Below are 12,276 nucleotides of genomic sequence, written 5' to 3'. Positions count from 1 at the left end.
CTCGCGGGGTGGCCCACCTCGCCGTCTCCCAGCTCGCGTACGCGCACCCCGGCGGCGACCTGCTGTTCAGCGACGTCTCGTTCACCGCCGCGCCCGGCCGCCACCTCGGCCTCGTCGGGACGAACGGGGTGGGCAAGACCACGCTGCTGCGCATCCTCGCCGGCGAGCTCGAGCCCGAGGACGGCGTCGTCTCGTCCGACGGCACGATCGCCTACATGCCGCAGGACGGCGGCGTGCGCGACGACGGCGCGACGGTGCGCGAGCTGCTGATGGCCAACGCACCCGGCGCGCTGCGCGCCCCCGGGCTGCGGATGCTCGCGGCCGAGCGCGCGCTGGCGGCCGGCGACGACGCGGCCGGCGTCGAGCTGGCGGGAGCGATCGACGACTGGTCGATGCTCGGCGGCTACGAGCTCGAGGGGCAGTGGGACGCGAGCTGCCGGCGCATCGTGCGCGCCGGGCTCGACGAGCTCGCCGACCGGGCCGCGATGACCCTGTCGGGCGGCGAGCGCAAGCAGCTCGTCCTCGACGTGCTCTTCGCCTCCGACGCGGGCGTGCTGCTGCTCGACGAGCCGGACAACTTCCTCGACATCCCGGCCAAGCGGGCGCTCGAGCGGCGGATCGCGTCGTCGCCGAAGACGATCGTCGTCATCTCGCATGACCGCGAGCTGCTCGCCGCGGCGCCGCACGCGATCCTCACGCTGGAGGGGAACGGCTGCTGGGTCCACGGCGCGACCTACGCGACGTACCCGGAGGCGCGCGAGGAGCGCCAGCGCCGGATGGGCGACGCGGTCAAGCGCTGGAAGGACGAGGAGAAGCGGCTGCGCGACCAGGTGCGCATCTGGAAGGAGCGAGCCCGCTACAGCCCGGACCTCGCCAAGCGCGCCGACGCGATGGAGACGCGCTGGAAGCGCTTCGTCGACGCGGGCCCGCCGCCGGCGCCGGTGGTCGACCAGCACATCAAGCTGCGCATCCGCGGCGGCGACTCGGCGCGCCGCGTGCTCGACCTGCGCGGCGCCGCGATCGACGGGCTGCTCGAGCCGCTGACCGACGAGGTCCACTTCGGCGAGCGCGTCGGCGTCATCGGCCCGAACGGCAGCGGCAAGACGCACCTCATGCTCCTGCTCGCCGGCGAGCTCGACCCGGACGACGGCGCGGTCGTCGTGGGACCGCGCGTCTCGGCCGGCCACTTCACGCAGCTCAACGCGCGGCCGGACTTCGCGGGCCGCGACCTGCTGTCGATCGTCGGCGAGCGCACGGGCGGCCTCGAGCGCTCGATGGGGGCGCTCGCGCGCTACGGCCTCGCCGAGGCGGCGAACCGCTCCTACGAGACGCTCAGCGGCGGGCAGAAGGCGCGCCTCGAGATCCTCTGCCTCGAGCTCGACGGCCACAACCTGCTCCTGCTCGACGAGCCGACGGACAACCTCGACATCGACTCATCGGAGGCGCTCGAGCGCGCGCTCGACGGCTTCGAGGGCACCGTCGTCGCGGTCTCGCACGACCGCGCGTTCCTGCGCAAGCTCGACCGCTTCCTCTTCGTGCCCCACACGGGGCCGGTGACGGCGCTGCCCGACGCCGGCCGAGCGCTCGAGGCGCTCGGCGCGCCGAGTCGTGCATCGCCGACCGGGGTTGGCGGGCAGAGCCGCTAGGTGCCCCCCGATCCGATCCCCGAGGTCAAGACCGACCGCCCGGTCGTCGCCGACGGCAACCGGCTGGTCGCGGTCGCCGCGTTGCCGCCGTCCGGCGTCGTCGAGGTCGAGACCGAGCAGCACGGGACCCTGGCCGTCGGCATGGTCGACGGCACGCCGTTCGCGGTCTCGAACGTCTGCCGCCACCAGTTCGCGAAGATGGGCCAGGGCCAGATCCGCGAGGGCTGCCTCGAGTGCCCGTGGCATCGCGCGCGCTACGACGTCCGGACCGGCCGGATGGTCTCCGGCCCGAAGGGCCGCATCTTCGGGTTCAAGCCCTACTCGAAGTTCATCCAGACCTACACGAACGGCATCGCGAAGCTCCGCCGGTTCCCGGTGGAGCTGCGCGACGGTTCGATCTGGCTACAGCTGCAGTGACTTCAGGACCAAGAACTCCTCGATGCCGTACGGGCCGAGCTCGCGGCCGTGCCCCGACTGCTTGTAGCCGCCGAACGGTGCGAGCGGGTTGAACGCCGCGCCGTTGATCTCGACCTGGCCGGTGCGGATGCGGCGGGCGACCGCCTTCGCGCGCTCCTCCGACGCCGAGTACACGCCGCCGGCAAGGCCGTAGTCGGTGTCGTTGGCGATGCGGACCGCGTCGTCCTCGTCGTCGTAGGGCATGATCGCCAGCACCGGGCCGAAGATCTCCTCGCGGGCGATCGTCATGTCCGGCGTGACCTCGCTGAACACGGTCGGCTGCACGAAGTAGCCGCGCTCGAGGCCCTCGGGCGGCTTGGCGCCGCCGGCGACGAGCTTCGCGCCCTCGGCGACGCCCTTCTCGATGTACGAGCGCACCCGGTCGCGCTGGACGCCGGACACGAGCGGCCCGAGCGCGGTGGTCTCGTCGAACGGGTCGCCGACCGCCGTCTGCGCGACGGCCGCCGCGGCGATCTGCTCGACGATGCCGAGCTGCGCGCGGGGGACGAGCATCCGCGTGAGCGCCGAGCAGGTCTGCCCGGAGTTCAGGTAGCACTTCTGGATCCCGTTGACGACGGCCTTCTCGAGGTCGGCGTCGTCGAGGATGACGTTCGGCGACTTGCCGCCGAGCTCGAGCGCGACCTTCTTGACCGTCGCGGCGGCGACCTCGCTCACGCGCCGGCCGGCGCGCGTGGACCCGGTGAACGAGACCATGTCGATCCCGGGGTGGCCGGCGATCGCCTCGCCGACGACCGGGCCGTAGCCGGTGACGATGTTGAGCACGCCGGGCGGGACGCCGACCTCCTCGAAGATCTCGGCGAGCACGAACGCGTTGAGCGGCGTGACCTCCGAGGGCTTCAGGACGACGGTGCAGCCCGCGACCATCGCGGGCGCGACCTTGGCGCTGATCTGGTGCAGCGGGTAGTTCCACGGCGTGATCGCGCCGACGACGCCGATCGGCTCGCGCACGATCAGCGAGTTGCCGAGCTGCTGCTCCCACGGGATGTGCTCGACGAGGTGCTGCATCGAGCCGAAGTCCATGATCGGCAGGCCGGCCTGGATCATCATCGCGACCTTGATCGGCGCGCCGAGCTCCTGCGCGATGAGGCCGGCGATCTCCTCCTGGCGCTCCTGCAGCCGCAGCGAGATCGCCGCAGTGAGCGCGACGCGGTCGTCGAGCGGCACCTGCGACCACGTCTCGAACGCGGCCCGCGCCGCGGCCACGGCGCGGTCGACGTCCTCGGGCGTTCCCTCCGGGATCCGGCCCATGACCTCCTCGGTCGACGCGTTGACGACCTCGATCGTGCCGTCCGACGCGGGGTCGACCCACTCGCCGCCGATGTAGTGCTGACGTCGCTCGATGAGCGTGGGCGTGGTGGTCATGCGGGGATCTCCTGCTTAGGGGCGGAGGCCGACGCGCCGGCCGCATCGGCGATGTTCTCGGCGGTCCGCGAGGCGAGCGCCATGATCGTGATCATCGGGTTCGTGCCCGAGGGGGTGGGGAACGCCGAGGCGTCGCCGATCCACACGCCGGGCGTGTCGTGCAGCTCGCCGCGCGGGTTCGCGACGCTCGTCCGGGGATCGCTGCCCATGCGGCACGAGCCCATCTGGTGCGCCGAGAACACGGTGAGCCCGCCCGCGCCGAGGCGCAGCCGCTGCACGCGCGCGATGAACGCGTCGAGGTCGTCGCCGACCCGCCACTCGACGGCGCGCTGGCCGAACATCCAGATCCGCCGCGCGCCCCCGACCGCGTGCGCGCGGATCGAGGCGTCGAGGCACTGGGCCATGATCCGCAGGTCGAGCGGGTCGGTGATCGAGTACCACGGCACCGCCTGGCCGTTCGCGTCGATCGTCACCTGCCCGTGCCCGTGGTCGCGGTTGACGCAGACGAACGACGCGCCGTCGCGGTAGGCGGCGAGCATCTCCTTGTGCCCGGCGCCCGACGCCCACGGCACCGACGAGGCGCCGAGGCCCGTCGTGTACTGCACGCTCTCGATGAGGAAGCCGTAGCCGTCCTCGATGTTGGCGAACTCGTTGATGAGGCCGGCCTGCGGCGCCCCCCACCACGACTCCATGTCCTCGCCGTAGTCGCCGAGCGAGACCGTGGCCGGGTGCAGGCGCAGGTACTTGCCGGCCGCGGGGCCGCCGATGCCGGAGCGCAGCAGGACGGCGGGGGACTCGAGCGCGCCGGCGGCGACGACGACCTGCGGCGCCCGGACCGTGACGCGCGCGCTACGGCCGCTCGCGCGATCGGTCCAGACCGCCTCGACGCCCGCCGCGCGGCCGTTCTCGACGAGCACGCGCTCGGCGAAGCACCCGACGAGCATCTCGGTGCCGCGGTCGGCGGCGTCCTGGAGGTACGTCTTCAGCGTCGACTGCTTCGCGCCGGACTGGTCGCCGAAGCCCATGTAGCCGGCGGCCGCCGCGTCGTAGCGGTCGGGATCCCAGTTGCGGAAGATGGTGGCGAACGACCAGCCGAGCCTCTCCGCCGCGCGCTTCATCGCCTGGTGGCCCTTGTTGAGGTCCGAGCAGTCGGCGTTGACCTTCAGCCGCTGCCACACCTCGTCGAGGTGGCGGTCGAAGGACTCCGTCGCGACGTCGGTCAGCCCGTGCTCGTCCGCCCACTGCTGCCGGACCCAGTCCTTGGTCTTCAGCGAGTTCGTCCAGTTGACGACCGTGCCGCCGCCGAGGCAGGAGCCCGCCATCAGCGCCACGTTCATGTCGGCCGTGCGCTGGGGCCCGCCGCGCCAGTAGAGGTTCTGGTAGCCCCACAGCTCGTACTGGTTGAAGTCGGCCTCGTTGAAGTAGCCGCCCATCTCGAGCACGACCACCTTGAGCCCGGCGTCGGCGAGCTTGCCGGCGATGACGCCGCCGCCGGCGCCGGAGCCGATGATCGCCACGTCGGCCTCGAGCGTCGTGTCGCCGTCGGGAACGAGCGGCGTGATCGTCTTCGGCTCGTCGGGCGCCGCGGACAGCGGGCCGGGGTAGCCGAACGTCTTCCAGAACGGGTTCGTGCCGGTCTGCGGATCGGGGTTGCCGTACGTGAGCAGCAGGGTGAGCGCGACGAAGGCGCCAACGCCCATGGCGGCATCCGTCGAGGCGAGCGCGAGGTTCGAGAAGACCTGCTCGCGCGACAGCTGGCTCATCCCGGCGAAGCCCTGCTCGGCCAGCACGTCGAGCAGCTGCACGAGGCCCTCGGCCTGCTCGGGCGGCAGCGTGTCGAGCATCGCCAGCACCGCCTCGTCGGCACCCACGTCGCTCGCCTTGCGGGCCCAGAACCCGTCGGGGTCGTCCGCGCGCTCGACGCTGGGGACGACGGTGTCGCAGACGGCGCGGAGCGTCGCCCGCTGCAAGTCGGTCAGTTCAGGCACCCTTCGAACGCTCCCTCGCAACCGTTTGACAGGGTGTCGAGCCTAGCGGTCGCAACGCACGCGGGTGCGCGCGGCCCCGTCAGTCCGGAGTCCGGTGGTTTGCAGGCGTTCGGCGGCGGGGAACATCGCCCGCGCCATGCCGTCGATCCTCGAACCTCAGATCCCCGTCGTCGCCCCGCGCGGCGAGCTGGACCTCGCCACGTCACGTTCCCTCGCCACGCAGCTGAGCGAGCTCGCCGGGACCACCGGCGTCGCCGCCGTGCTCGACCTCAGCGACGTCACCTTCATGGACTCCGTCTCGCTGGGCGTCGTGCTCAAGGCCGCCGGCCGCTTCCGCCGGCAGGCCAAGCGGTTCGTCGTCGTGGCTCCGCCCGGCCCGGTGCTGCGGCTGCTCGAGCTGTCGGGCGTGAAGGACCGGCTGGCGCTGGCGGCGACGCGCGAGGACGCGGTCGCCGCCGCCGGGGTGCGCTAGCCCTCGGTCGCCGTCGTCGTGTGCGGGTCGCCGACGGGCTTGGACTGCGGCGATCCGCGCTGACGCAGGTAGATGCTCAGGACGACCATCGCGCCGACGGCGAGGAACTCCGACTGCCAGTTCTGCAGCGTCGTCTGCCAGAAGTCGGCGGAGCCGAGGTAGCCCCACAGGCTGAGCTTGTCGCCCTCGTGCTCGAGCTGCTCGGAGTTGTACGCGCTCCAGCCGGCGACCGCCTGGGCGAACCAGGAGCCGAGGAAGAAGAGCCCGAAGACGATGAGCAGCGAGTTCTCGTAGAGCGTGCGCACGAACCCCGCGCTGCGCTTCGCCAGCCCGGGGGAGTCCGGCTTGGCGTGCGCGCCGAGCTTCTGCTCCTCCTCGTTCTCGCGCCCCTCCTCGCCGGGCACCTTCGACTCCGCGGACCCGCGCTGGGTCAGCCAGACGGTCGCGACGAGGAAGACGACGAACTGCAGCCACTCGGACTGCCAGTTCTCGGCGACGGCCTGCGCGAAGTGGGAGGACACGACGTAGCGTCCCCAGCTGATCGTGTCGGCCGGCTCGCCGGTCAGGCGGGCGTGGTCGACCTCGTCGTTGTTGTAGTCGTCATGGCCCGCGATCGACTGCCCGAACAGGGACAGCAGGAAGATGACGAGGAAGAACAGGCCCAGCGCGTTGCGCCGGACGGTGACCCTGAGCGCGACCATCAGTGGTGGCTCAAGCCGATGACCATGAAGAAGACGAGCCCGATGACCACGACGCCGATGTACGTCGCGAAGAGCAGTCGCATGCCGTGCTCCTCACGCGGGTCGACAGGCTCCTTGCCGTCGTTCTGAGTGCTCATGCGCCAACGCTCTACCCAGAGAAGCGCTTCTGATCCCTTCCAGGTGCTGAACGTCAGTCAGGATGCGACCGCCGACGAGCTCGCCGCGGCCTACCGCGAGCTCGCCAAGCGCTTCCACCCGGACGTCGCGGGCGAGGAGGGCGCGGCGCGGATGGCGGAGATCAACTCGGCCTACGACCTCGTCCGGTCCGAGCTCTGGCAGGCCGAGCAGCGCCGGCGCCATGGCGGCGGCGCGGGCGGCCCGGAGGTCGACGTGTGGGGCGACCCCATCGTGCAGCGCGCGCCGCGCCGCCGGCCGGCTAGGGAGTGGCTCGGCGCGCACCTGCGCCGCGCACTCGGCCCCGAGCTGCTCGGCGCGCTGCACCGCGGCGAGCAGATCGAGCTCATCACGCCGGCGTCGGTGTGGGCCAGCCCCGAGGCGCTGCTCGCCGTGACCGACCGGCGGCTGCTGTGGCTGCTGGACGACGCGGTGACCGGCCGCGTGCGCTCGCTCGACTTCGCCGCCATCACCGCGGTCGACCTGCGGCTGGCGTGGCCGCGGCGCCGGACCGCGTCGGTCCGGGTCGCGCGGCGCAACGGGCGGCGGCCGATCAGCTTCGGCGAGCTGCGGCCCGAGACCGCCGAGCGGCTGGCGTCGCTGCTGCGTGAGAAGCTGCCCGCGTGATGGAGCCCTTCCGCCACACGCTGCGCGTCCGCTTCCAGGAGTGCGACCCGCAGGGCGTCGTCTACTTCGCCCGCTACGCCGACTACTACGACATCGGGCTGACCGAGCTGTGGCGCGACCGGATCGGGCCGTACGGCGACATGGTCTCCGAGGGCTACGACATGGTCGTAGCGGAGATGACGCTGCGGTACTTCGCGCCCGCGCTGTTCGACGAGCTCGTCGACGTCGTGATGGAGACCGAGCGGCTGGGGGACACGTCCGTGACCTTCGCGTGCCGGATCGAGCGCGACGGGACGCTCCTGAACGAGGCGCGGATCCGGCACGTGTTCATCGAGCCGGCCACGAAGGGCAAGCAGTCGATGCCGCAGCAGGTCCGCGCGGCGCTGGCATGAGCACCGCCGTCACGCCGCTGCGGACGGTCGCGGCGACCCGGTACGTCACGCCGCTGCGCGAGGGCGGCTCGCTGCCCGGTCTCGTCGAGGCCGACGACGACGGCCTGTACGTCCTGAAGTTCCGCGGCGCCGGCCAGGGCGTCAAGGCGCTCGTCGCCGAGGTCGTGTGCGGCGAGCTCGCGCGCTCGATGGGCCTGCCGGTGCCCGAGCTGGTGCTCGTCGAGGTCGATCCGGACCTCGGCCGGGCGGAGCCCGATCCCGAGATCCAGGAGCTCATCGAGGCGTCGCCGGGCCTCAACGTCGGGATGGACTTCCTGCCGGGGGCGCTGGCGTTCGACGAGGCGGCGGCGCAGCGGCTCGACCCGGAGCTGGCGGCGGAGGTCGTGTTCTTCGACGCGCTCGTCATGAACGTCGACCGCACGCCGCGCAACCCGAACCTGCTGACGTGGCACGGGCGGATGTGGCTCATCGACCACGGCGCCGCGCTGTACCTCCAGCACGGCGCGGACGACCTCGTCGCGACGGCGGAGCGGCCGTTCCCGCTCATCGCGCAGCACGTGCTGCTGCCGCACGCGGGGTCGATCGCCGACGCCGCCGAGCGGCTCGTCGCGCGCGCCGACCCGGGCGTCGTGGACCTGCTGCCCGACGGCTGGGTCGAGCACCGCGGCGCGTACCGGGCATGGCTGGAGGCGCGGCTCGCGCGCTGGCGCCAGATCGCGGCGGAGGTGCCGGCGCCGTGAGCGGCACCCAGTTCTCCTACGCGCTGCTGCGCGTCGTGCCGCACGTCGAGCGCGGCGAGCAGCTCAACGCGGGCGTCGTCGTCTTCTGCCGCCAGCTCGGGTTCCTCGAGGCGCGCGTCGCGCTGGACGAGCAGCGGCTGCGCGCGCTCGCGCCGGACGTCGACGTCGAGCCGATCCGCGCGCAGCTCGAGCTGCTGGCGCGGGTGGCAGCCGGCGATCCGGACGCGGGGCCGATCGCGCGGCTCGAGCCGTCCGAGCGCTTCCACTGGCTGGCCGCGCCGTCGAGCACGGTGATCCAGCCGTCGCCGGTCCACACGGGCCTCTGCGACGACCCGCCGGCGGTGCTCGACCGGCTGTTCTCCTCGCTCGTCGAGGTGCGCGGCGACCTCGGCTGGATGCGCCGCTCCTACGAGCAGGCGGTGCTGCGCGAGGACGACCTCGCCGGCACGTGGCTCGCGCAGTTCGAGCGCTGGTTCGCCGACGCGCGCGATGCGCTCGAGTGGGTCGAGGTCAACGCGATGGTCGTCGCGACGAGCGCCCCGGACGCGCGGGTCGTGCTGCTCAAGGGCGTCGACGCGGGCGGCTTCGTCTTCTTCAGCGACCTCTCGTCCGCGAAGGGCCGCCAGCTCGAGGCCGACCCGCGCGTCGCGCTCGTCTTCCCGTGGCACGCGATGGAGCGCCAGGTCCGCGTCCTCGGCCGCGCCGAGCGCGTCCCCGAGGCCGACGCCGACGCCTACTTCGCCTCACGCCCGCGCGGGTCGCAGCTGTCGGCGGCGTCCTCGCACCAGTCGTCCGTGATCGGCTCCCGCGGCGAGCTCGAGCGCCGCCGCGCCGAGCTGGAGGCGTCGACCGAGGGCCCGGTCGCGCGCCCCGACCGGTGGGGCGGCATCCGCGTCGTCCCCGAGTCGGTCGAGTTCTGGCAGGGCCGCCCCGACCGCCTCCACGACCGCCTGCGCTTCCGTCGCGACGGCGACGCCTGGGTGGTCGAGCGCCTCTCGCCCTAGGCCTTGCGGCCTTAGTGGTGAAGTGCAGCTGTGAGCACGCGCTGACACGCCGTGCGAGAACCGCTTTCGAGTCGCAGCGAGGTGGGCAACCCCTTCCTGTGAACGTCCTCGGCGTCAACGCGGTGTTCCACGACCCGGCGGCCGCGCTGGTCATCGACGGCGAGGTGGTGGCGGCCGCGGAGGAGGAGCGCTTCTCGCGCCGCAAGCACGGCCACCAGAACGTGCCGTTCGCGGCGTGGGAGCTGCCCGAGAAGGCGATGGCGTGGTGCCTCGAGTTCGCCGGGCTGACGGTCGACGACCTCGACGTCGTCGCGTACGGGTACGACCCGGCGCTCGCCACGCCGGTGAACGGCAAGGTGCACGTCGAGGGGTGGGAGCCGCTGCGGACGCTCTACGCCGAGCGCGCGCCGCTGTTCCTGAAGACCGCGCTGCCGGGGCTGGATCCGGCCAAGGTGCGGTTCGTCCCGCATCACGTCGCGCACGCCGCATCGGCGGCGCTCGCCTCGCCGTACGAGACGTGCGCGGTGATGACGCTCGACGGCCGCGGCGAACGCACCTCGTACCTCGCCGGGCGCTACGGCGCCGGCGGGCGGCTCGAGACGCTGCGCGAGCAGGAGCTGCCGCACTCGCTGGGGCTCTTCTACGAGGAGCTCACGACGCACCTCGGCTTCCAGCACTCCAACGACGAGTACAAGGTCATGGCGATGGCCGCGTTCGGGGAGCCGCGGTTCCTCGACCGGCTGCGCGACGTCGTGCGTGTGACCGGCGACGGCGGCTTCGCGATCGACGAGCTCGACTGGGCCTCTCTCGCGCCGCCCGCCGACGCGGTGCACCTCGAGCAGCCCCACTTCGACCTCGCGTGCTCCGTGCAGCGGCGCCTGGAGGAGGTGCTGCTCGAGCTCGCCGGGTGGCTGCACGAGCGCACCGGGGAGCGGCACCTGACGCTCGCCGGCGGCGTGGCGCTCAACTGCGTCGCGAACGCGGAGATCGCCGCGCGCGGCCCGTTCGAGGAGGTGTGGGTGCAGCCGGCCTCGGGCGACGCGGGAACGGCGCTCGGCGCGGCCATGCAGGCGGCGGCCGACGCCGGCGTCCCGGTCGAGCCGATGGGCACCGCAGCGCTCGGGCGCGGCTGGAGCGACGAGGAGATCCGCGACTGGCTCGAGCGTGCCGGCGCGGAGTACGAGGAGCCCGAGGACTTCGAGGGCGCCGTCGCCGACATCCTCGCCGAGGGCACCGTGGTCGGCTGGTTCCAGGGCCGGTCGGAGTTCGGGCCGCGCGCCCTGTGCCGCCGGTCGCTGCTCGCCGACCCGCGGCAGGGCGAGATGCAGGAGCGGCTGAACGCGATCAAGGGCCGCGAGTCGTTCCGGCCGGTCGCCCCGGTCGTGCTGGAGGAGCGGGCCGCGGAGATCTTCATCGGGCAGATCCCTTCGCCGTACATGCTCTTCACGCACGGCGTACGGCCGGAGTGGCGGGAGCGCATCCGCGGCGTCGTCCACCACGACGGCACCGCCCGGATCCAGACGCTGCGCCGCGACCAGGAGCCGCGAGCGGCCGCGCTGCTCGAGCGCTTCGCCGAGCGGACCGGCGTGCCCGTGCTCGTCAACACGTCGTTCAACACCGCCGGGCGGCCGATCGTCGACGATCCGCGCGACGCGCTGGAGGTGCTCGGCTCCGCCCCGCTCGCCGCGCTGGCGATCGGGCGGTTCCTCGTCCGCAAGTGACGGTCGACGCGGTCATCCCCGCCGTTCGCGAGGACCTGGTGCGCCGGGTGCTCGGTGCGCTGGACCGGTCGGTGCTGCGGTCGGTGATCGTGGTGTGGGACGGAGCGGGGGAGCCGCCGGCGCTCGACGGCGCGCGTGTGCTGCGCGGGCGGCGGGCCGGGCCGGCCGCGGCGCGCAACACCGGCTGGCGGGCGAGCGACGCCGAGTGGATCGCGTTCCTGGACGACGACGTCGTGCCCGCCGCCGACTGGGCGTCGCGGCTGCGTGCCGACATCGCCGGCGCGACCGACGACGTCGCGGGGATCCAGGGGCGGGTCGAGGTCCCTTTGCCGGTCGATCGCGCGGCCACGGACTGGGAGCGCAACGTCGCGCGGCTCGCGGACACGCCGGGGATGATCACCGCGGACTTCTGCTGCCGGCGCGCGGCGCTGGCGGCAGTCGGCGGGTTCGACGAGCGGTTCGGCCGCGCCTACCGGGAGGACAGCGATCTCGAGCTGCGCCTGGCGGACGCGGGCTGGTGCTGGACGCGCGGGTCGCGGGCGATCACGCATCCGGTGCGGCCGGCGCCGTGGCACGTCGCGCTGAAGCTGCAGCGCGGCAACCGGGACGACGTGCTCTTCTGGGCGCTCCACGGGGCGCGGTCGGGCGTGACGTTCCGGTGGAAGCTCGCGTACCTCGCGATGTGCGTCGCGGCCGTGCTGGGCCTGCGCGGCTCCCGGCTCGGCCGGCTGGGGTGGCTGCTGTCGACCGCGCGGTTCTTCGGCCGCCGGGCGGCGCCGGGTCCGCGGTCGGTCCGCGAGCTGGCCGGGCTCGCCGTGACGTCCGTGGCGATCCCTCCGTCGGCCGTGTGGTGGACGTTGCGCGGTCTTCTGGGACATCGCTCGTTCGTCCTCGCGCGGCTGCGCGGGGGAACCTCTGGGTGACGTCGGTCACATTTCGCCCGAAAGACCTTTTTCTTTCCGCAAGCGGGCG

Annotated in this window: 13 protein-coding genes; 9 read left to right on the top strand and 4 right to left on the bottom strand. The window is 73.1% G+C overall.

Annotation, left to right across the window (positions count from 1 at the left end):
- Positions 1–8: 8 nt before the first annotated feature.
- Complete coding sequence (locus AC1UE4_RS05625; protein ID WP_482916237.1) at positions 9–1,646, top strand: ABC-F family ATP-binding cassette domain-containing protein; 1,638 nt, start codon at positions 9–11, stop codon at positions 1,644–1,646.
- Positions 1,647–2,063 (top strand): Rieske (2Fe-2S) protein, encoded by a 417-nt coding sequence (locus AC1UE4_RS05620; RefSeq protein ID WP_482916236.1) that lies wholly within the window; start codon positions 1,647–1,649, stop codon positions 2,061–2,063. It begins immediately after the preceding gene.
- Here AC1UE4_RS05620 and AC1UE4_RS05615 read toward each other — a convergent pair.
- Together AC1UE4_RS05615 and AC1UE4_RS05610 are read right to left on the bottom strand one after the other, a co-directional pair.
- Complete coding sequence (locus AC1UE4_RS05615) at positions 2,049–3,485, bottom strand: aldehyde dehydrogenase family protein (protein ID WP_482916235.1); 1,437 nt, start codon at positions 3,483–3,485, stop codon at positions 2,049–2,051. The two genes, AC1UE4_RS05620 and AC1UE4_RS05615, sit on opposite strands and share 15 nt — an antisense overlap.
- Positions 3,482–5,473 (bottom strand): GMC family oxidoreductase N-terminal domain-containing protein, encoded by a 1,992-nt coding sequence (locus tag AC1UE4_RS05610; protein ID WP_482916234.1) that lies wholly within the window; start codon positions 5,471–5,473, stop codon positions 3,482–3,484. Before AC1UE4_RS05610 ends, AC1UE4_RS05615 begins: the two co-directional genes overlap by 4 nt.
- 136 nt (positions 5,474–5,609) lie before the next feature.
- On the opposite strand from AC1UE4_RS05610, the gene AC1UE4_RS05605 reads away from it, so the two are divergent.
- The gene (locus AC1UE4_RS05605; protein ID WP_482916233.1) at positions 5,610–5,945 is read left to right on the top strand and encodes an STAS domain-containing protein; all 336 of its coding nucleotides are present in this window, start codon (positions 5,610–5,612) and stop codon (positions 5,943–5,945) included.
- Here the strand turns inward: AC1UE4_RS05605 and AC1UE4_RS05600 are convergent.
- Positions 5,942–6,646, bottom strand: coding sequence for a DUF6766 family protein (locus tag AC1UE4_RS05600; RefSeq protein ID WP_482916232.1), 705 nt, complete (start codon positions 6,644–6,646; stop codon positions 5,942–5,944). The two genes, AC1UE4_RS05605 and AC1UE4_RS05600, sit on opposite strands and share 4 nt — an antisense overlap.
- Positions 6,646–6,783 (bottom strand): hypothetical protein, encoded by a 138-nt coding sequence (locus AC1UE4_RS05595; protein ID WP_482916231.1) that lies wholly within the window; start codon positions 6,781–6,783, stop codon positions 6,646–6,648. Before AC1UE4_RS05595 ends, AC1UE4_RS05600 begins: the two co-directional genes overlap by 1 nt.
- A gap of 43 nt (positions 6,784–6,826) precedes the next feature.
- Here AC1UE4_RS05595 and AC1UE4_RS05590 point away from each other — a divergent pair, with 43 nt between their 5' ends.
- From AC1UE4_RS05590 to AC1UE4_RS05565, 6 genes are all read left to right on the top strand, one after another.
- Positions 6,827–7,447, top strand: coding sequence for a J domain-containing protein (locus tag AC1UE4_RS05590; protein ID WP_482916230.1), 621 nt, complete (start codon positions 6,827–6,829; stop codon positions 7,445–7,447).
- Positions 7,447–7,839 carry an acyl-CoA thioesterase gene (locus tag AC1UE4_RS05585; protein WP_482916229.1) on the top strand — a complete coding sequence of 131 codons (393 nt, stop codon included), beginning with the start codon at positions 7,447–7,449 and terminating at the stop codon, positions 7,837–7,839. The genes AC1UE4_RS05590 and AC1UE4_RS05585 overlap by 1 nt, the downstream gene beginning before the upstream one ends.
- Positions 7,836–8,579: a HipA family kinase gene (locus AC1UE4_RS05580; protein WP_482916228.1), complete on the top strand. Its 744-nt coding sequence runs from the start codon at positions 7,836–7,838 to the stop codon at positions 8,577–8,579. Before AC1UE4_RS05585 ends, AC1UE4_RS05580 begins: the two co-directional genes overlap by 4 nt.
- Positions 8,576–9,583 carry a pyridoxamine 5'-phosphate oxidase gene (gene pdxH, locus AC1UE4_RS05575; RefSeq protein ID WP_482916227.1) on the top strand — a complete coding sequence of 336 codons (1,008 nt, stop codon included), beginning with the start codon at positions 8,576–8,578 and terminating at the stop codon, positions 9,581–9,583. Before AC1UE4_RS05580 ends, pdxH begins: the two co-directional genes overlap by 4 nt.
- A gap of 98 nt (positions 9,584–9,681) precedes the next feature.
- Positions 9,682–11,304, top strand: coding sequence for a carbamoyltransferase family protein (locus AC1UE4_RS05570; protein WP_482916226.1), 1,623 nt, complete (start codon positions 9,682–9,684; stop codon positions 11,302–11,304).
- On the top strand, positions 11,301–12,227 hold the full coding sequence (locus AC1UE4_RS05565) for a glycosyltransferase family 2 protein (RefSeq protein WP_482916225.1): 927 nt from the start codon (positions 11,301–11,303) through the stop codon (positions 12,225–12,227). Before AC1UE4_RS05570 ends, AC1UE4_RS05565 begins: the two co-directional genes overlap by 4 nt.
- The last annotated feature ends 49 nt before the right edge of the window (positions 12,228–12,276 follow it).

Source organism: Parviterribacter kavangonensis, from assembly GCF_056863335.1.
This window is presented reverse-complemented; position numbering and strand designations above follow the sequence as displayed.